At 71.6% G+C, this 19,560-nt stretch carries 17 protein-coding genes; 7 read left to right on the top strand and 10 right to left on the bottom strand.

From position 1 onward, the window contains the following. Positions 1 to 31: 31 nt before the first annotated feature. The 3 genes from AC3RKB_RS13155 to AC3RKB_RS13145 all read right to left on the bottom strand — a co-directional run bounded on the left by AC3RKB_RS13155 (position 32) and on the right by AC3RKB_RS13145 (position 4,789). A complete protein-coding gene (locus tag AC3RKB_RS13155) occupies positions 32 to 1,492 on the bottom strand; it encodes an aspartate ammonia-lyase (protein ID WP_491436827.1) in 1,461 nt (486 codons plus the stop codon). 219 nt (positions 1,493 to 1,711) lie between these two features. Beyond that, positions 1,712 to 3,088 (bottom strand): adenylate/guanylate cyclase domain-containing protein, encoded by a 1,377-nt coding sequence (locus AC3RKB_RS13150; protein ID WP_491436591.1) that lies wholly within the window; start codon positions 3,086 to 3,088, stop codon positions 1,712 to 1,714. Positions 3,089 to 3,217: 129 nt separating this feature from the next. After that, positions 3,218 to 4,789, bottom strand: a complete 1,572-nt coding sequence (locus tag AC3RKB_RS13145) for an amino acid permease (protein ID WP_491436590.1) — start codon at positions 4,787 to 4,789, stop codon at positions 3,218 to 3,220. A gap of 224 nt (positions 4,790 to 5,013) precedes the next feature. Between AC3RKB_RS13145 and AC3RKB_RS13140 the strand changes: the two genes are divergently transcribed. Genes AC3RKB_RS13140 through AC3RKB_RS13120 form a run of 5 tightly spaced genes read left to right on the top strand, consistent with a single transcriptional unit; the run spans position 5,014 to position 10,130 of the window. Continuing rightward, on the top strand, positions 5,014 to 6,381 hold the full coding sequence (locus tag AC3RKB_RS13140) for a glutamine synthetase family protein (RefSeq protein ID WP_491436589.1): 1,368 nt from the start codon (positions 5,014 to 5,016) through the stop codon (positions 6,379 to 6,381). Then, positions 6,362 to 7,153, top strand: coding sequence for a gamma-glutamyl-gamma-aminobutyrate hydrolase family protein (locus AC3RKB_RS13135; protein WP_491436588.1), 792 nt, complete (start codon positions 6,362 to 6,364; stop codon positions 7,151 to 7,153). The genes AC3RKB_RS13140 and AC3RKB_RS13135 overlap by 20 nt, the downstream gene beginning before the upstream one ends. Further along, complete coding sequence (locus AC3RKB_RS13130; RefSeq protein ID WP_491436587.1) at positions 7,150 to 8,511, top strand: aldehyde dehydrogenase family protein; 1,362 nt, start codon at positions 7,150 to 7,152, stop codon at positions 8,509 to 8,511. The genes AC3RKB_RS13135 and AC3RKB_RS13130 overlap by 4 nt, the downstream gene beginning before the upstream one ends. Before the next feature lie 14 nt (positions 8,512 to 8,525). Then, positions 8,526 to 9,317 carry a 3-oxoacyl-ACP reductase gene (locus AC3RKB_RS13125; protein ID WP_491436586.1) on the top strand — a complete coding sequence of 264 codons (792 nt, stop codon included), beginning with the start codon at positions 8,526 to 8,528 and terminating at the stop codon, positions 9,315 to 9,317. A gap of 9 nt (positions 9,318 to 9,326) precedes the next feature. Next, positions 9,327 to 10,130: a FadR/GntR family transcriptional regulator gene (locus AC3RKB_RS13120; protein ID WP_491436585.1), complete on the top strand. Its 804-nt coding sequence runs from the start codon at positions 9,327 to 9,329 to the stop codon at positions 10,128 to 10,130. Positions 10,131 to 10,178: 48 nt separating this feature from the next. Here AC3RKB_RS13120 and AC3RKB_RS13115 read toward each other — a convergent pair whose 3' ends face one another. Continuing rightward, entirely contained in the window at positions 10,179 to 10,508 is a 330-nt protein-coding gene (locus tag AC3RKB_RS13115) for a hypothetical protein (RefSeq protein WP_491436584.1), read from the bottom strand. A gap of 158 nt (positions 10,509 to 10,666) precedes the next feature. Between AC3RKB_RS13115 and AC3RKB_RS13110 the strand changes: the two genes are divergently transcribed. After that, entirely contained in the window at positions 10,667 to 11,986 is a 1,320-nt protein-coding gene (locus AC3RKB_RS13110; RefSeq protein WP_491436583.1) for a uracil-xanthine permease family protein, read from the top strand. Here the strand turns inward: AC3RKB_RS13110 and AC3RKB_RS13105 are convergent. The 6 genes from AC3RKB_RS13105 to AC3RKB_RS13080 form a co-directional block, all read right to left on the bottom strand. Beyond that, positions 11,973 to 13,487, bottom strand: a complete 1,515-nt coding sequence (locus AC3RKB_RS13105) for an NCS2 family permease (protein WP_491436582.1) — start codon at positions 13,485 to 13,487, stop codon at positions 11,973 to 11,975. The two genes, AC3RKB_RS13110 and AC3RKB_RS13105, sit on opposite strands and share 14 nt — an antisense overlap. A 107-nt stretch (positions 13,488 to 13,594) precedes the next feature. After that, complete coding sequence (locus AC3RKB_RS13100) at positions 13,595 to 13,936, bottom strand: peptidase (protein ID WP_491436581.1); 342 nt, start codon at positions 13,934 to 13,936, stop codon at positions 13,595 to 13,597. Then, entirely contained in the window at positions 13,933 to 15,111 is a 1,179-nt protein-coding gene (locus tag AC3RKB_RS13095) for an inorganic phosphate transporter (RefSeq protein ID WP_491436580.1), read from the bottom strand. Before AC3RKB_RS13095 ends, AC3RKB_RS13100 begins: the two co-directional genes overlap by 4 nt. A 91-nt stretch (positions 15,112 to 15,202) precedes the next feature. Then, a complete protein-coding gene (locus AC3RKB_RS13090) occupies positions 15,203 to 15,700 on the bottom strand; it encodes an 8-oxo-dGTP diphosphatase (protein ID WP_491436579.1) in 498 nt (165 codons plus the stop codon). Between the two features lie 33 nt (positions 15,701 to 15,733). Next, positions 15,734 to 16,765, bottom strand: coding sequence for a 6-phosphofructokinase (locus AC3RKB_RS13085; RefSeq protein WP_491436578.1), 1,032 nt, complete (start codon positions 16,763 to 16,765; stop codon positions 15,734 to 15,736). 125 nt (positions 16,766 to 16,890) lie between these two features. Next, positions 16,891 to 19,014, bottom strand: a complete 2,124-nt coding sequence (locus AC3RKB_RS13080; RefSeq protein WP_491436577.1) for a DEAD/DEAH box helicase — start codon at positions 19,012 to 19,014, stop codon at positions 16,891 to 16,893. A 337-nt stretch (positions 19,015 to 19,351) separates the two neighbouring features. Between AC3RKB_RS13080 and AC3RKB_RS13075 the strand changes: the two genes are divergently transcribed. After that, positions 19,352 to 19,558: a hypothetical protein gene (locus AC3RKB_RS13075; RefSeq protein ID WP_491436576.1), complete on the top strand. Its 207-nt coding sequence runs from the start codon at positions 19,352 to 19,354 to the stop codon at positions 19,556 to 19,558. Positions 19,559 to 19,560 lie beyond the last annotated feature (2 nt).

The raw sequence follows: 19,560 nt of genomic DNA, 5'->3' as shown, positions 1-19,560 counted from the left end.
GGCCAGACCGCGCCGGCGCGCCGGCCGCGCGTCAGTCGCTCGGCTCGCCCTTGCGCTCGACCACGGGGATCGCCTGCGTGATCGGGTGCACCCCGGACAGCCGTGACGGCATCAGCTGGCGCGTGACGTCCTCGCGGGTCATCAGCCCCGCCTCGACGACCAGGTCGGCGACCGGACGGCCCGTGGCGAGCGCCGTCTTGGCGAGCTTCGCGGCCTCGGTGTAGCCGATGAACGGGATGAGCGCCGTGATGACGCCGACGCTCGAGGCGACCTGCGCCTCGAGGAACTCGGTGTTGGCCGTGATGCCGTCGACGCAGTTCACGCGCAGGGTCCAGCACGCCTGCCGCATCCAGGTGATCGACTGGAGCAGCGAGTGCGCGATGACGGGCTCGAACGCGTTGAGCTGCAGCTGACCGCTCTCGGAGGCCATCATGACCGTGACATCGGCCCCGGCGACCGCGTACGCGACCTGGCTGACCGCCTCGGGGATGACCGGGTTGACCTTGCCCGGCATGATGCTCGAGCCCGCCTGGCGGGGCGGCAGGTTGATCTCGCCGAGGCCGGCCTGCGGGCCCGACGAGAGCAGCCGGAGGTCGTTGCAGATCTTCGAGAGCTTGATCGCGCTGCGCTTGAGCGCGCTCGAGAACGTCATGAAGACGCCGGTATCGCTCGTGGCCTCGACGAGGTCGGGCGCGGTCTCGAGCGGCTGGCCGGTGATCTCGCTGAGGTGGCGGACGACGGCCGCGCCGTAGCCGGGGTCGGCCGTGATGCCCGTGCCCACGGCCGTGCCGCCCAGGTTCACCTCGGAGAGGAGCTTGATCGTCTCGCGCAGCCGGGCGATGTCCTCGCCGAGCGTCGTGGCGTAGCCGTGGAACTCCTGGCCGAGCGTCATCGGCACGGCGTCCTGCAGCTGCGTGCGGCCGACCTTCAGCACGTCCTGGAACTCGCGGCCCTTCCGCCCGAACGCGATGCGCAACTGGTCGAGCTCGGACAGCATCGTCGTGAGCGACGCGGTCATCGAGAGCTTGATCGCGGTCGGGTAGGTGTCGTTGGTCGACTGGCTGCGGTTGACGTCGTCGATAGGGTGCAGGATGTCGTAGCGGGCCTTGGGGTACCCGGCGATCTCGAGCGCGACGTTGGTGATGACCTCGTTCGCGTTCATGTTCGTCGAGGTGCCCGCGCCGCCCTGGATGACGCCCACGATGAACTGGTCGTGGAACTCGCCGTCGATGATGCGCTGGCAAGCCTCGTCGATCCACGCCTGCTTCTTCGGGTCGAGGACCCCGACCTCCTTGTTGGCGCGCGCCGCGGCCTGCTTGACCTGCGCCAGCGCGATCACGAGCTCGGGGTACACCGAGATCGGGCGCTTGGAGATCGGGAAGTTCTCGAGCGCGCGCGCCGTGTGGACGCCCCAGTATGCGTCGGCCGGCACCTCGACGCTGCCGAGCGAGTCGGTCTCGGTCCGCGTCGGGCGGGCCTGGTCGGCTGTGATCACCTCGTCCTCCGCTCGCTGGGTGGTGGCAGTGCGGTCATGTGGTCGGGTCATCGACACGTGGGCTCCATCGCCTCGGGGATGCGCGGGGTGACCGCGCGGATCTTCCTCCGAGCCTACCGCCGGGCGCCGCGGCGGCGTCGGGAATCGGGCGGACGGTTCGTGCGTGAAGCGCGAGCGCGTCGCACGAATCGTGCGCGTGCCGCCGCCCGCCCGTGATCAGGGCAGTCCGGCCACCTCGAACAGGCGCCACTCGTCCGGAACGCCCTTGAGCGTGTGCGCTCCGCGGTCGGCGAACCGGATGCCCGAGCCGACGACGAGGTCCTTGACCGTCCCGGAGACGAGCACCTCGCCCGGGGCGGCGAGCGCCATGACCCGAGCGGCGATGTGGACCGCGATGCCGGCGACCTGGCCGTCGTGGAGCTCCACCTCGCCCGTGTGGAGGCCGGCCCGGATGGAGAGGCCCAGCGTCTCGACCGCGGCGGCGAGCTCCGATGCGCAGCGCACCGCGCGGGCGGGTCCGTCGAAGATCGCGAGGAAGCCGTCGCCGGTCGTGGCGATCTCGCGTCCGCGGTGGCGCTCGAGGTGCGCGCGCACGAGCTCGTCGTGCGCGGCCTTGAGGTCGAGCCAGCGCTGGTCGCCGACCCGGGCCGCGAGGTCGGTCGATCCCACGATGTCGGTGAACAGCACGGTCGCGAGGATGCGGTCGTCCGGCGGTGCCGGCCGGTCCCCCGTCAGGAACTCCTCGATCTCGTCGAGCACGCGTTCGGCGTCGACGAACGGCGGGTACCAGTCGGCCCCCGGGAGCTCGACGTACCTGGCCCCCGGGATGTGCTCGGCGAGGTAGCGTCCCATCGCCGCGCGATAGTGCCGATTCTCGGCCTTGTGCAGCACGAGCGTGGGCACCTGGATGCTCGGCAGCACCGATCGCACGTCGAGTCGGAGCACCCAGCCGTAGATCCGGGCGGCCGTGGCCGGCGTCGCCGAGAGGCGCATGTAGTGCCGGGCCCAGCGTTGAATGTGCGGGTCGTCGGCGACGCTCGGCGCCGAGAGCCCGAGTGCGACGTCGGTGGCCCAGCCCTCCTTCCACGTGACGAGCAGGTGCTCGGCCGCCGACTCGGGCATCCCGATCGGATAGTCGTCGGCCCGCAGCATCCGCGCGAAGGTGTTCACCAGCACGAGGGCGCGCGTGCGCTGCGGATAGGTCGCGGCGAACATCATCGCCATCGGGCCGCCCTCGGCGTCGCCCAGGAGCGCGGCGCCCTCGGAGCCGGCCGCATCGAGGACGGCGCGCGCGTCGTCCATCCAGTGCTCCAGCGTCGGCAGCGCCCCCATCGAGACCGGATCGGAGATGCCGGCGCCCCGCTTGTCGAAGCAGATGACGCGCGCGAACCGGCCGAGGCGCTCGAGGTACCGGGCCATCGACGGATGCTCCCACATCACCTCGATGTTGCTCGCCCAGTTGCCGATGAGCAGCAGGTCGTGGTCGCCACGGCCGAACACCTGGTAGGCGACGTACCCGTCCTCGCTCTTCGCGTAGGCGGGTTCGGGTGCGACGGCCGCCCACGACGGCGCGCGCGGACCGCTCGGCTCCATCGCTCCCCCTTCCCCGACGCCAGCGTAGACCCGTGCGCCCGCCCGGGGCGGCATCGGGCGGCGGGACGCCCCCACGTCCCGCCGCCCGGCGTCCGGCGCCGCAGCGCCGATCGGATCGAACCCGGCCCGTCAGCCCTTCGTCTCGTCGGCCGGTGCGTCGACGCCGTCGGAGGCGAGGAGCTCCTCCTCGACCTTCCCGCCGTAGCCCTCCGCCTGCGGATCGCCGTGCAGGCCGCCCGAGACCGCGTACTCCTCCTCGGGCGAGAGCACGAGGTGGTTGCGGCCGTAGACGCCGAAGCCGATGAGCATGACGGCGTAGACGACCGCGATCGCGATGATCGCGGGCACGAAGGTCGGGTTGAGCAGGAAGCCGAGGAAGATCAGCGCCGAGATCGCCGCCGCGGCGATCGCGCCGGGCACGCCCCACGGGCTGCGGTACGGCCGCTTGGCGTTGGGGTACTTCCGCCGGAGGATCACGTACGCGACCATCTGCAGCAGGTACGCGAGCACCGCGCCCCACACCGCGATGTTCAGCACGATCGCGCCCGCGACGGCGCCCGCACCCTCGGCATCCACCTGCGCGAGCACGTCGAGGACCACGAGCGCGACGAAGCCGATCACGGCGCCCGCGACGAGCGCGACCCACGGCGTCTGCCGCTTGCCGGTCAGCGAGAGGAACTTCGGGTAGTAGCCGGCACGCGAGAGGGAGTACATGTTGCGGCCGTAGGCGAACATGATGCCCTGCAACGAGGCGAGGAGGCCGATGAGCGCGAAGAGCGCCAGCACCGCCGCGAGCTCGTCGCCGACGATCGCCCGGAACCCGTCGAGCAGCGGCTCGCCGGCGACGCCCGTCGCCTCCGCGCCGAGGACGCCCGTGTTGAGGAACAGCACCAGGAGGCCCGTGACGATGAGCGTGGCGCGCGCGATGATGCCCGCCCGCGGGATGTCCTTGACCGGGTTGTGCGACTCCTCCGCCGCGAGCGGGAGTTCCTCGATGCCGAGGAAGAACCACATCGCGAAGGGCAGCGCGAACAGGATCGGCAGCACGCCGTGCGGCAGGAACGCGCTCTGGCCGGGGTCGGGCGCGATGTCGAAGAGCTTGTCCCACGAGAACTGGCCCGAGAAGATCGCCATCACGCTGAAGACGAGCAGGATCGCGATCGAGATGATCGAGACCACGATGGCGAACTTGAACGAGATGTTCGCGCCCGCGGCGTTGATGCCGATGAACACGGCGTACAGGATGATCCACCACAACCAGCCGGGCATGGAGAACCCGAGCAGCTGGCTCGTGATCGCGTCGGCGTAGGACGCCGAGAAGAACACGATCACGGCGGTCGTCGCGACGTACTCGATCGTCTCGGCGAGCCCCGTGACGAAGCCGCCCCACGGCCCCATGGCCGCGCGCGAGAACGAGTACGCGCCGCCCGTGTGCGGCATGGCCGACGCCATCTCGCCGATCGAGAAGATCAGGCCGTAGTACATGACCACGAGGATCGCGAAGGCGATGACCATGCCGCCGAAGCCGGCGAAGTCGATGCCGAAGTTCCATCCGGAGAAGTCGCCGGAGATGACCGCGGCGACCGCGAGGCCCCAGAGGCCCCACACGCCCGCCGTGCGGGTGAGCTTACGTTTCTCGAAGTATCCCTGGTCGGCGGTCGTGTACGTCACGCCCGAGACCTTGAGGGTGTCTTTCGCCATGGCGCTCCTGTTCGTCATCGCGCGGGCCTCTGGGGGGCGGGCGCGGGGTGCGATGCTGATGCGCCACATGGTACGGGCGTAATGGTCGCTCGTACAGACCTTTTTCCGGGGGGCATGGCCCGAGACCGGCAGGAACTCGGCGCCGGACGGTCTGGTCGCGGGTGCCGCGGCATGGTGTAATGGTCGCCGAACCCGACCATTCACCACGCGAGGAGGCGCCCGACATGGCGGCACCCACCGGATTCCTCACCCTCGACGGGCTGCGCTCCGCGGTCGCCGACGGGCACGTCGACACGGTCATCGTGGCCTTCACCGACATGCAGGGCCGACTCGTCGGCAAGCGCGCCTCGGCGCGCCTGTTCCTGGAGGAGCTCGCGCTCCACGGCGCGGAGGCCTGCAACTACCTCCTCGCGGTCGACGTCGAGATGAACACCGTCGACGGTTACGAGATGTCGAGCTGGGAGCGCGGCTACGGCGACATGGCGCTCGTGCCCGACCTCTCGACGCTGCGGATGGCGCCGTGGCTCGAGGCCACGGCGCTGGTCACCGCCGACCTCGAATGGCTCGACGGCAGCCCCGTGGAGGCCTCGCCCCGCCGCATCCTGCAGCGGCAGCTCGACCGCCTCGCCGAGCGGGGCCTGACCGCCCACGTCGGCACCGAGCTCGAGTTCATCGTGTTCGACGACTCGTACCGCGAGGCGTGGCGCAAGGGCTACCGCGACCTCACCCCCGCAAGCGACTACAACATCGACTACGCCCTGCTCGCCTCGACGCGCATGGAGCCCCTGCTGCGCGACATCCGGAACTCGATGGATGGCGCCGGCATGTACTGCGAGGGCGTCAAGGGCGAATGCAACCTCGGGCAGCAGGAGATCGCCTTCCGCTACACCGAGGCGCTCGGCACGTGCGACAACCACTCGATCTACAAGAACGGCGCCAAGGAGATCGCCGATCGCCACGGCAAGGCGCTGACCTTCATGGCCAAGTTCAACGAGCGCGAGGGCAACAGCTGCCACATCCACATCTCGCTGCGCGGCGAGGGCGGCAGTGCGGTGTTCGCCGACCCCGACGACGAGCGCGGCATGTCGACGATGTTCAAGCACTTCCTGGGCGGGCAGCTCGCCGTGATGCGCGAGCTCACGCTCTTCTCCGCCCCGAACATCAACTCCTACAAGCGCTACGTCGCGGGCAGCTTCGCCCCGACCGCGATCGCGTGGGGCCTCGACAACCGCACGTGCGCGCTGCGCGTCGTGGGCCACGGCCTCGGGATGCGCGTCGAGAACCGGGTGCCCGGCGGCGACGTCAACCAGTACCTCGCCGTGGCCGCGCTCATCGCGGCCGGCCTGCACGGCATCGACCACGGGATCGATCCGGGCGACGTGTTCGTCGGCAACGCCTACGAGAGCGACGTCGCCCGCGTGCCCGCGACGCTCCGGGAGTCGGCCGAGCTGTTCGGGGCATCGGAGGTCGCACGCGCGGCGTTCGGCGACGAGGTCGTCGAGCATTACCTCAACAACGCGCGCGTCGAGCTCGCCGCGTACGAGGCCGCCGTCACCGACTGGGAGCGGGTCCGTGGCTTCGAGCGCTTCTGAGCCGGGCACCCGGGCGGCGGATGGCGCGGCGCCCGTCATCGGCGTCACGACGTACCTCGAGCGCTCGCAGACCGGCGTGTGGGACCTGCCCGCATCGTTCCTGCCGAAGGTGTACCTCGACGCGGTGACCGACGCGGGCGGCATCGCGGTGCTGCTGCCGCCGCAGCCGGTCACGCCCGAGGTCGCCCGGCGCGTGCTCGCCGCGGTCGACGGGCTCATCGTCTCAGGCGGCGCCGACGTCGACCCGCGCCGGTACGGGCAGGAGGCCCATGAGCGCACGGGCGCGCCGCGCACCGACCGCGACACGTGGGAGGACGCGCTGCTGAACGCGGCGATCGAGCTCGAGGTGCCGTTCCTCGGCATCTGCCGCGGCGCCCAGGTGCTCAACGTCGCCCTCGGCGGAACGCTCGTGCAGCACCTGCCCGACGTCGTGGGGCACGAGGGCTACCAGCCGGCGCCGGCCGTGTTCGGCGAGGCGCAGGTGACCGTCGAGCGCGGCAGCCGGCTCGACGCCATCCTCGGCGACGAGGACGAGCCGCGCGGCACGCTGCCCGTGCACGTGTACCACCACCAGGCGATCGACCGGGTCGCCGACGGCCTCACCGTCACCGCCCGCACCGACGAGGGCGTCATCGAGGCGGTCGAGCTCGACGGGGCGGCCTTCGGCGTCGCGGTGCAATGGCACCCCGAGGAGAACGCCGCCGACCGGCGGCTGTTCGCGGGCCTCGTCGAAGCGGCGCGCACCCAGCGCGCGGAGAGGAGCATGGCGTGAGCCACACCATCGTCAACCCGGCCGACGAGAGCGTCGTCACGACGGTCGCCGCGGCCACGATCGACGAGACGGATGCCGCGATCGAGCGCGCCGCACGCGCGCAGCGCGAGTGGGCGCGCGTCGCGCCCGCCGACCGCGCGAGGCTCATTCGCCGCTTCGCCGACGCCGTCGATGACGCGGTCGAGGAACTGGCGGCGCTCGAGGTCGTCAACTCCGGGCACCCGATCGGGCAGGCGCGCTGGGAGGCCGGGCACGTCCGCGACGTGCTCGAGTACTACGCCGCCGCACCCGAGCGCCTCTCGGGTCGCCAGATCCCGGTCGCGGGCGGGCTCGACGTGACCTTCCACGAGCCGCTCGGCGTGGTCGGTGTCATCACGCCGTGGAACTTCCCGATGACGATCGCCTCGTGGGGCTTCGCGCCCGCGCTCGCGGCGGGCAACGCGGTCGTGCTGAAGCCCGCGGAGTGGACCCCGTTGACGAGCCTCAGGCTCGCCGAGCTCGGCCTCGAAGCCGGTCTGCCCGAGGGGCTGTTCCAGGTGATCGCCGGCAAGGGCTCGGTCGTCGGCGAGCGGTTCGTGACCAACGAGACGGTGCGCAAGGTGGTCTTCACGGGATCGACCGAGGTGGGCAAGCTCATCATGGCCGGCTGCGCCCAGCAGGTGAAGCGCGTGACGCTCGAACTCGGCGGCAAGAGCGCGAACATCGTCTTCGCCGACGCCGACCTCGAGCGGGCCGCCGCGACGGCCCCGTACGGCGTGTTCGAGAACGCCGGCCAGGACTGCTGCGCGCGCAGCCGGATCCTCGTCGAGCGCAGCGTCTACGACCGCTTCATGGAACTGCTGGAGCCGGCCGTGCAGGCCGTGAAGGTCGGCGACCCCGCCGACGACGCGACCGAGATGGGCCCGCTCGTCGCGCGGGCCCACCTCGAACGAGTGGCCTCGTTCGTCCCGGACGACGCCGACGTCGCGTTCCGCGGCAGCGCACCGAGCGGGCCCGGCTTCTGGTACCCGCCGACGGTGCTCACGCCCGCCCGCGACTCCCACGTCGCACGCGAGGAGATCTTCGGCCCGGTCGTCTCGGTCTTCCCGTTCGACGACGAGGGCGACGCCATCCGGTTCGCCAATGCCACCGAGTTCGGCCTGTCGGGCTCGATCTGGACGCGCGACCTCAGCCGCGGCATCCGCGTCGCCCGCGCCGTCGAGTCGGGCAACCTGTCGGTCAACTCGCACTCGTCGGTGCGCTACAGCACGCCCTTCGGCGGCTTCAAGCAGTCGGGCCTCGGGCGCGAGCTCGGACCCGATGCGCCGCTCGCCTTCACCGAGACCAAGAACGTCTTCTTCGCCGTCGAATCGGCCTGAACCCAAGGAGCACCATGGCAGATCTCACCCCGATCGACCTCACCCAGCGGCTCGCCGGCCGCGTCGCCGTCATCACCGGCGGCGCGTCGGGCATCGGGCTCGCGACCGCGAAGCGCCTCGCCGCCGAGGGCGCGAGGGTCGTGATCGGCGACCTCGACCGCGCCACGGGCGAGGCCGCGGCCGCGACCGTCGGCGGCCTCTTCGTGCAGGTCGACGTGACCGACCAGGAGCAGGTCGACCACCTCTTCGACGAGGCCGCGCGCGTGTACGGCTCGGTCGACATCGCGTTCAACAACGCCGGCATCTCGCCGCCCGACGACGACTCGATCGAGACCACCGAGCTGCCGGCGTGGCAGAAGGTGCAGGACGTCAACCTCAAGTCGGTCTACCTCTGCTCGCGCGCGGCGCTCCGGCACATGGTCGCGCAGGGGCGCGGGTCGATCATCAACACCGCGTCGTTCGTCGCGGTGCTCGGCTCGGCGACCTCGCAGATCTCGTACACCGCGTCGAAGGGCGGGGTGCTCGCCATGAGCCGCGAACTCGGCGTGCAGTTCGCACGTCAGGGCATCCGCGTGAACGCGCTCTGCCCGGGGCCGGTGAACACGCCGCTGCTGCAGGAGCTGTTCGCGAAGGATCCCGAGCGCGCGCAACGTCGCCTCGTGCACGTGCCCGTCGGGCGGTTCGCCGAGCCGCAGGAGCTCGCCGCGGCCGTCGCGTTCCTCGCGAGCGACGACGCGTCGTTCATCACCGGGTCGACGTTCCTCGTCGACGGCGGCATCAGCTCGGCCTACGTCACGCCGCTCTAGGCTCGGATGATGCGAACGGGTGCGGACGACGAGCGGGCCGTGGCGGAGGCCGCGGCCGAGGCGCCCGCGCCCGCGCCCGAGCCCGCCGAGGTGCTGAGCGCCGGCCTGCTGCTCACGCCCGCGCGGCCGGCGAACGCGTTCGAGGAGACCGTCCAGCGGCTCCTGCAGTCGATCCGGCTCGGGCTCATCGCGCCGGGCGAGCGGCTGCCGCCCGAGCGCGAGCTCGCGGGCATGCTCGAGGTCAGCCGCGACACGCTGCGCGAGGCGATCGGCTCGCTCTCCGAGGCCGGGTGGGTCGTCTCCCGCCGCGGCCGGTACGGGGGCACGTTCGTCGCCGACGCGCCGCCGCAGCGCACGACGCCGCACTCCCCCGCGCCGCCCGCCGACCCCGTGGTGCTCGCGGCCGAGCTCGAGGACACGCTCGCGATGCGCGCGGTGATCGAGGTGGGTTCGGCGCGACGGGCCGCGGAACGTCCGCTCGCGGCATCCGATCGGGAACGCCTCTGGCAGGCCTACCGCGACTGCCACGACGCCACCGCCGAGACGTACCGCGTCGCCGACTCCCGCTTCCACCTGCTCATCGCCGAGCTGCTCGGCGCGCCGAGCGTGATCCCGCTCATGGCCGACGTGCGGATGCGCGTGAACGCGTTCCTCGACGGCATCCCGCTGCTCGCACCGAACATCGCGCACTCCGACGAGCAGCACCGCGCGATCGTCGGCGCGATCCTGCGCGGCTCGGGCGACGACGCCGCGCGTGCGATGGCCGAGCACCTCCAGGGCACCGAGGCGCTGCTGCGCGGCTTCTACGGCTGAGACGCGACGACGCCCCAGCCGGGTGGACGGGGCGTCGTCGCGGGCGGCTCAGGCGAACGCGAAGGGCAGGAACGGCAGCACGGCCAGGCCGAAGGCGGCCGCGGCGAGCCCCGCGACGACGATGCCGGCGAGCATCACGCCGTTGAGCACGATGCCCCAGATCGCCATGGTCCGAGCCGACGGCTCGCGCTTGAGCGCCAGGATGCCGAGCACGAGGCCGGCGACCGGCACGACGAACGTGAAGCCGGCGACGAATGAGACGAGGCCGAGCACGAGGCTCGAGACGGCGAAGCCGCGCTGCTCGAGGTCGGCCTGCGGCGCGGGCGCCTGCGGGGCCGGGGCGTACGGGGCGGTGGGCTGGTCGGTGACGGTGGTCATTGCGGGGTTCTCCTGTTCAGGCGGATGCCTCCACGCTACGGAGCCGGCGGAGGGCCTGGTATGGGGCGAACCCCCCGATCGGCGGGGCGGCTGACGCCACCGGTCGCGAGCCGGTAGCATCCGTCCGACCCACCCCGCACCGCAGATCGGAGCCGCCCATGCCCCTGCCCTGGACCCTGCACGGCGACGGCACCCATGTCGGCCCCGGCGAGGTCGTCGCCCCCGGTGAGCGCCTGTCGTGGCCCCGCACCATCGGACTCGGTGCGCAGCACGTCGTCGCGATGTTCGGCGCGACCTTCCTGGTGCCGATCATCACCGGCTTCCCGCCCGCGACCACGCTGTTCTTCTCGGGAGTCGGCACGATCCTGTTCCTGCTGCTGACGCGCAACCGCGTGCCCAGCTACCTCGGCTCGTCGTTCGCGTTCATCGCGCCGATCACGGCGGCGATGGCGGCCGACGGCGTCGATGATCCGATGGGCGCCGCCCTGTTCGGCATCGTCGTCGTGGGCGTGCTGCTCGCGATCGTCGGCCTCGTGGTGCAGTTCGCCGGTTCCCGGTGGATCGACGCGCTCATGCCGCCCGTCGTCGCCGGCGCGATCGTCGCGCTCATCGGCCTGAACCTCGCGCCCGTCGCGAAGTCGAACTTCGAGGCGGCCCCGTTGACGGCGCTCGTCACGCTCGTCGCCGTGATCGTCGCGAGCGTCGCGTTCCGCGGCATCCTCGGTCGCATGTCGATCCTGCTCGGCGTGGTCGTCGGATACTTCGTGGCGGTGCTGCAGGGCGAGGTCGACTTCGCGGCGGTCGGCGAGGCCGCGTGGATCGGGCTGCCCGCGTTCCACCTGCCGGCGAATCCGATCGCGGATGCCGCGGTCTGGGGCCTGCTCCCCGCGTTCCTGCCCGTCGTGCTCGTGCTCGTCGCCGAGAACGTCGGCCATATCCGGGGCGTCGCGCAGATGACGGACCCGTCGGTCAACGCCTTCACGGGCCGTGCCCTGTTCGCCGACGGCTTGGCGACGACGATCGCCGGCTTCTTCGGCGGCTCGGGCACGACCACGTACGGCGAGAACATCGGCGTGATGGCGGCGACCCGCGTCTACTCGACCGCGGCGTACTGGGTCGCGGGGTCGTTCGCGGTGCTGCTCGGCCTGTCGCCGAAGGTCGGCGCGGTCATCAACACCATCCCGCCGGGCGTGCTCGGCGGGGTCACCACGGCCCTGTACGGCCTGATCGGCATCATCGGCGTGAAGATCTGGGTCGACAACCGCGTGGACTTCACGAACCCGGTGAACCAGTTCACGGCTGCCACGGCGCTCGTGATCGGCGTCGCCGACTTCACCTTCACCTTCGGCGAGGTCGTGTTCAACGGCATCGCGCTCGGCACGATCGCGGCGATCGTGATCTACCACCTCATGCGCGGCATCGCCCGCCTGCGCGGCACGGCGGCCCCGACCGATCGGTCCGAGGTCAGCCCGCGATGAGCGCCTCGACCGGGCCGCGTGCGAAGTAGACGAGGAAGCCGGCCGCGACCACCCACAGCAGCGGGCTGATCCCGCGCGCCTTGCCGGCGAGCGAGCGGATGACCACCCAGCCGATGAAGCCGGCGCCGATGCCGTTCGCGATCGAGTAGGTCAGCGGCATCACGGTGACCGTCAGGAAGACGGGCAGCAGCACCGAGAAGTCGGAGAGGTCGATCTCGCGGATCTGCGACATCATGAGCGCACCGACGATCACGAGCGCTGCCGCCGCGACCTCGGAGGGGACGATCGAGGTGAGCGGCGTGAGGAACATCGCGAGCAGGAAGAGCGCGCCCGTGACGAGGTTCGCGAGGCCCGTTCGCGCGCCCTCGCCGATGCCGGAGCCCGACTCGATGAACACCGTGTTCGACGAGCTCGAGGTGAACCCGCCCGCGACGGCGCCGACGCCCTCGACGACGAGCGCGGAGCGCAGCCGCGGGAACTCGCCCTTCGCGTCGGCGAGGCCGGCGCGCGACGAGAGGCCGGTCATGGTGCCGAGCGCGTCGAAGAAGTTGGTGAACACGAGCGTGAACACCAGCATGAGCGCCGCGAGCACGCCGATGCGCTCGAAGCTGCCGAGGCTCACCTGGCCGACGAGCGAGAGGTCGGGCAGGCTCACCCACTGCGCGGGCAGCTCGGGCACCGACAGGCCCCAGCCCTGCGGGTTCACGGTGCCGTCTGCGCCGACCTTCGGGCCCAGGTCGAGGACCGCTTCGAGCACGAGTGCGAGCACCGTGCCGGCGAGCAGGCCGATGAGGATCCCGCCCTTGACCTTGCGCGCGACGAGCACGCCCGTGACGAGCAGGGTCACCACGAACACGAGCGCGGGCACGGTCGAGACCGACCCGTCGACGCCCAGGCCGACGGGCGGCGAGGCGGCGCCGGTCGCGGTCACGAAGCCGGCGTCGACGAAGCCGATGAAGGCGATGAAGAGGCCGATGCCGACCGTGATCGCGAGCTTCAGCTCGATCGGCACCGCGTTGAAGATGAGCCGGCGCAGTCCGGTCGCGGCGAGCAGCACGATGATGAGGCCGTTGACGAGCACGAGGCCCATCGCCTCGGGCCACGTGACCTGGCCGACGACGGACACCGCGAGGAACGAGTTGATGCCGAGGCCGGCAGCGAAGGCGAACGGCAGGCGCGCGACGAGGCCGAACAGGATCGTCATGACGCCGGCCGTGAGCGCGGTCACGGCCGCGACCTGCGCGAAGCCGAGGTTCTCGCCCGCGACGTCCGTGCCGCTCGACAGGATGATCGGATTGAGGATCACGATGTAGGCCATCGTGACGAACGTCACGACGCCCCCGCGGAGCTCGGCGGCCACGGTCGAGCCGCGCGCGGTGATCTCGAAGACCCGGTCGAGGAGCGATGCGGGGCGTGCCGGCGCCTCGGCCGTCGTCGCCGCGCCCGGCTCGGCCTCGTCGGCGTGCGGGGTCGTCTCGGTCTCGGGTCCGGTGCTGGTCATCTCATCCACGGAGGGTCGGGGGTGCGCACGCACCCGGTCGGATCCGCTCGGCTCGAGCGGGGAGGTCGGGTGGGACGACGACGGCCCGTGTCGGATCGTGCCCGGATCTAGGCCACGAGGCCGTGCAGGGCCGGCACGATCAGGAAGATCCCGTACAGCACCGCGATCCCGCTGAGCGCGAAGCAGGCCCACGCGCTGACCCGGGCCACGCGCTTCTGCCCGTCGGTGAGCGGGCTCTTGCGGGCGGCCTTCTCGGCGCGCTTGGCGGCCTTCGCCGCCTCTTCCGGCGTGATCACCGTGATCGCGTCCGTGAACTCCGCCGGGGCGACGACCGGCGTGCGGCCGGCGACGGTGAGCAGGCGCAGGCCGAGCGAGAAGAGGCTGACGACCACGCTCGCGCCCACGAGCGAGGCGACGAGCACGATGACGAACGAGAACCAGTCGATCACGAGGCCACTTTCCGCTTCGGCTTCGGGTTGCGCTTGATCTTCACGGCGCGGCCCGAGTCGGCGACCTCGCTCAGCACGTTGCGGTGCGAGACCTCCTCGCGGCGGGACCAGAGGAAGATGCCGCCGATGACGGCCGCGGCCCCGATCGCGGCGATGATGACCCCGGCGGTGCCGGTCAGCGCGATCACGGCGGCGAGGGCGCCCACGCCGCCCGCGGCGGGCAGGGTGAGCAGCCAGCCGATGCCGATCCGGCCCGCCGTGCGCCACCGCACCTTCGAGCCGCGGCGGCCGAGGCCCGATCCGATGACCGAGCCCGAGGCGACCTGCGTGGTCGAGAGCGCGAAGCCGAGGTGGCTGGAGGCGAGGATGGTGGCCGCCGTCGCGGTCTCGGCCGCGAAGCCCTGCGCGGGCTTGACGTCGGTGAGGCCCGTGCCGAGGGTCTTGATGATGCGCCATCCGCCCATGTAGGTGCCGAGCGCGATGGCGATGGCGCAGGTCACGACGACCCACGTCTCGGGGCCCGATCCGACCGGCTGCGCGCCCACCGAGATGAGCGTGAGGGTGATCACGCCCATCGTCTTCTGCGCGTCGTTGGTGCCGTGCGCGAGCGCGACGAGCGAACTGGAGAAGACCTGCGCGTAGCGGAACCCGTCGCGGCCGTCGGGCTTGCCGTCGTAGCGCCGCGTGATGGCGTACGCGAGCTTCGTCGCGGTGAACGCGACGAGTCCCGCGGTGAGGGGCGCGAGCAGGGCGGGCAGGATGATCTTGGACATCACGACCGCGCCGTCGATCGCCTGCACGCCGAACCCGACGATGGCGGCGCCGATCAGCCCGCCGAAGAGCGCGTGACTGGACGACGACGGCAGGCCGAGCAGCCAGGTGACCATGTTCCAGGTGATCGCGCCGATCAGCCCCGCGAAGATGAGCTCGGGCGTGATCAGCACGCCGCCCTCGCCCTCGCGGATGATCCCGCCCGAGATCGTCTTGGCCACCTCGGTCGACAGGAAGGCGCCGATGAGGTTCAGGACCGCGGCGACCGCGACGGCCACCTTCGGGCGCAGCGCACCGGTCGCGATGGGCGTCGCCATCGCGTTCGCGGTGTCGTGGAAACCGTTCGTGAAGTCGAAGAAGAGCGCCAGTGCGATGACCAGCACGACGATGAGGGTGAGATCCACCGGCGTCTTTCTGAGCGATCGGCGACGTGTTCGCCTGATGTTCACGGATGGCGGGTTTGTGGAATTCGGCGAGCGCCGAGCCCCGTCGATCCTACGCGACGTGATCCTGCTCGTGCACCACGGTCGCGAGATCCTCGCCGAACACGAAGGTTCTCCGTACGCGCCCGCCGCCGAGGACGCCGGGAAGCCACCGCCGCGCGTCGTCCCACATCTCGTGGAGCGGCACCGCGTCGAGAGGGAACCACACCGGGTCGAGCTCGTCGGACGGCGCGGGCTCGCCCGTGAACGTGCGTGCGACGAACACGCTCGACTCCTGGCTCCACGCCTCGCGGTGCGGGAAGAGGTAGGTGAGCAGGCCCCGCGCCTCGAGGTCGCCGGCCCGCACGGTGACGCCGGACTCCTCGTGCACCTCGCGCACGGCGGCGTCGACGGCGGACTCCCCCGGCTCGAGCTTGCCGCCGAGCCCGACGAAGTACCCCTGCCCGAGGCCGTGCTTCTTGCGCCCGAGCAGCACCTCGCGACGCCCGTCGGCCTCGCGCAGCAGGTAGCAGACGCACACCTGCGGCAGCGCCATCCGCGACCCCGTCATCGGCTCATCGGCCCTCCAGCCCGGCGGCCCGGCTCAGCCGAAGAGGATCCGCGCCTCGTCGTAACGAGACTGCGGCACCAGGTTGAGGCCGCCGGTCGCCTCCGCGATGGACACGCGCGCGATGTCGGTGCCGCGCAGCGTGACCATGCTGCCCCAGGCGCCGTCGACGGCCGCGTCGACCGCGGCCATTCCGAGTCGCGTCGCGAGCACCCGGTCGTAGGCCGACGGCGCCCCGCCGCGCTGGATGTGGCCGAGCACCGTGTGCCGCGACTCGATGCCCGTGCGCTCCTCGATCATCGGCGCGAGCTTCTCGGCGATGCCGCCGAGGCGCGGCCGGTTGAACGCGTCGAGGCCGAGGTGCGAGTGCGCCTCCTCCATCGTGTCGAGCTTGAAGCCCTCGGCGACCACGATGAGGGGCGCGCGGCCGCGCTCGCGGACCGAGTCGACGTAGTGGCAGATCTCGTCGATGCCCATGGGCTGCTCGGGGATCAGGATGGCGTGCGCGCCGCCGGCCATGCCCGAGTGCAGCGCGATCCAGCCGACGTGCCGGCCCATGACCTCGAGCACCATGCACCGGTTGTGCGACTCGGCCGTGGTGCGCAGCCGGTCGATCGCCTCGGTCGCGATCTCGACGGCCGTGTCGAAGCCGAAGGAGTAGTCGGTGGCGGCGAGGTCGTTGTCGATCGTCTTCGGCACGCCGATGACCGGCAGCCCGCCCTCGTCGACGAGTCGTCGGGCGGCGGTGAGGGTGCCCTCGCCGCCGATCGCGATGATCGCGTCGATGCCCTCGGCCTCGAGCATGCGACGGATGTTGTCGGGGCCGCCGTTCTCGCCCTCGAAGGGGTTGGTGCGACTCGAGCCGAGGATGGTGCCGCCCTGCTTGGAGAGGCCGCGCACGTCGTGGCGGGTCACGGGGACGATGTCGCCCTCGACGACGCCCTTCCAGCCCCACCGGAAGCCCACGAATTCCGCCTCGTGCGTGATGACGCCCTTGAGGACCGCGCCGCGGATGACCGCGTTCAGGCCGGGGCAGTCGCCGCCGCTCGTGAGAATGCCGATCTTCATGACCACTGGTTGACTCCTCGTGAGGTGGACGTTCGCGGAGGGGCCGCTTCATCGAGGCGCGAACGTGGGGAGTCTAGCGGGGTCGCGGCATCCGTCGCGCATGGCGCGGATGCCGCGACCCTCGCCTACAGCGCGCCGTCGAGCGCCTGGCGCAGCAGGTGCTGGAGCGCGTCGAGCTGCACGGAGTCGGCCGAGCCCGGCTCGATGTCGCTGCCGTCGAGCGCGCGCAGTGCGAGTCCCTGCTTCTGGTCGATCAGCTCGGCGATGCGCGCGTCGACGGTGTGCGCGGCGATGATCCGCCACGCGGTCACAGGCTCGTCCTGGCCGATGCGGTGCACGCGGTCGATGGCCTGCGTCTGCTCGGCCGCCGTCCAGCTGAGCTCGGCGAGCACGACGTTCGACGCGGACTGCAGGTTCACGCCGACGCCCGCCGCGGTGAGCGAGCACACGGCGATCGAGACCTCGGGATCGGTGTTGAACGCGTCGATCGCCTGCTGGCGTGCGATCGCGTTCTGGTCGCCGCGGATGGAGACCGTGCGCAGCTCGCGGGCCGCGAACGAGGCCTCGGCCTGGTCCATGACGTCGATGTGCTTGGCGAAGAAGACGACCTTGCCGGCCGAGCGGGCCAGCTGCGCGGCGTAGTCGGCCGCGAGCCCGGCCTTCGCCTGGCCGATGCGGCGCACCATCGTGAAGACGTTCTCGCCGGACTTCGCCGACTTCGACTCCTCGAGCTCGGACAGGGCGACCGCGCGGATGTACTGGTCGCGCTCGAGCTCGTCGAGGTCGCCCACGCGGAGCTTGCGGGACTCCACGAGCGTGCGGAACCGGGTCGCGAGGCGGTTGCCGAGCTCGCGTTCCGCGGCGCGGATCGAGCGGCCCAGCTCGTCGTCGAGCTCGACGGGGAGGTCGGCGATGCGCTTGTCGGGCAGGTCGGCCGCGACGTCCTTCTTGCGGCGGCGGACGATGCCGAGGTCGATCACCGTGCGGCGGGCCTCGGCGTAGAAGCCGGGCTCGGCCGGCGTCAGCCCGGTCTCCTCGAGCCTGCCGAGCAGTTCGGGCGACGGCCGGTCGCCGACGATCCAGCCGAGGAACTGCCAGATGGCGCGGAAGTCGTCGACGTCGTTGATGAGGGGCGTTCCGGTGAGCGCGAGCAGCAGCGGGTCACCGCCGGGCGTGTTGCGGCGGATCCGGTCGGCGAGCGCGAGCACGTTGCGCGAGCGCTGCGACTGCAGGTTCTTGATGAAGTGCGCCTCGTCGACGACCATGCCGCGGAAGCCCATCGTGGACAGCCACGCCATGTGCCGGTCGAGCACGTCGTAGTTGACGACGATGACGTCGGCGAACGCGTCGACGCTGTCGCCGTCGCCGTGGATGACCGTGGCGCGACGGTGCGGGGTCCAGCGCTCGACCTCGCGCGCCCAGTTCATCTTCACGACGTTCGGCACGACGGCGAGCAGCGGATAGGCGTCGGCGACGGAGGCCGCGAGCACCGACTGCGCGGTCTTGCCGAGGCCGGGCTCGTCGGCGAGCAGGAACCTGCGGTGGCCCTGTCGCGCCGCCTCGATGAAGCGCGCCTGGTGCGCCATCAGCTCGAGGCCGCGCGGGGCGAGCCGGTCGACCTTCGGCGCCTCGGGCAGGTCCATGGAGGCGGCCTGACCGCCGGAGCCCGCCTCGAACGACTTGAACAGCGGCCCGAGCAGCTCCCAGTTCGCCAGTCGCCGGATCGGCACCACGGGCTGCGCGCCGCGGCTGAAGTCGGGCGGGAGGAACGGGTTCGCGAGCTGGCGGGACTTCACCGACGGCGGGATCACCTGGTTCACGGCCGGCTCGGGCTTGGGCTCCGGTTCGCGCACGATGATGAGCTCGTCGTCGCTGAGGTCGGCGCCGGACTCGAGCAGCCAGTCGCGCCGGAACCGCTGTGCGACCGTCGAGATCGAGGCATCCGGTTCGAGGAGGGTGATCAGGCTCGTGTCGCGCGCCGCGGTCTTCGCCAGGATCTGCGCGATGCCGTCGAGGCGCTTCAGGAGCTCCGCGCGCGCGGCGTCGCCGAGCTCGGCGTCGCCCTTCACGCGGGCGCGCTCCTCGCGCATGAGCAGCGCGATCACCTGGAACTTCGTGCGGTTGGTGGGACCCAGCTTGTTCTTCTGGGCCTTCTGCTCGACCTCGCGCACCTTGCGCGCGAGGATCGGGATGATGGGCGCGTCGTCGTCACGCGAGCGCGTACGCTGCCGCTGCCTCGTCTGGGCCAATGGTCCTCCCCTGTCTGGGCCCGATGCGAATCGGCTCCCGTGCCACCGGCGTGCGGTGGCCCGCACCGCCGGACGGCATCTGACGTCGAGGCCGTCGTCGCGGTGCGCCGAATCCGGGAGCCGAGCATGGCGGGGAGAACCCCTGCCGTCGGACCGAAGAACGGATTCGTCGAGCGCCTCGCGGTATTCTACGCGCCGTAGCGGCTCCGACGCCAATGGCGCGCGCGTTCAGGTCGACCCGTGGCGCCGGCGAGCAGTGCGCCGACGGCGGCGAGAGCGGCCATCGCGGCCCAGATCCACCCGGGCGTGGCTGAAGCCCACGCGCTAGGCTCGACCCATGGACGAGTCGACGGGTGTCGGCGGCGACATCGCCGACGATCACGAGTTCCAGGTCGCGCAGGACGGCGAGCTTCCGCCCGAGTCCGAGGCCGCCGACGATGAGGCGCGCCCCGTGGGCGACGAGCCGGAGGACGAGGTCCCCGGCATCGACGAGGAGCGCCGCGTCGCGCTGCCCGACGAGCGCAGCACCGCCGACGAGTCCTGAAC

Source organism: Agromyces capsici (assembly GCF_058349965.1).
This window is presented reverse-complemented; position numbering and strand designations above follow the sequence as displayed.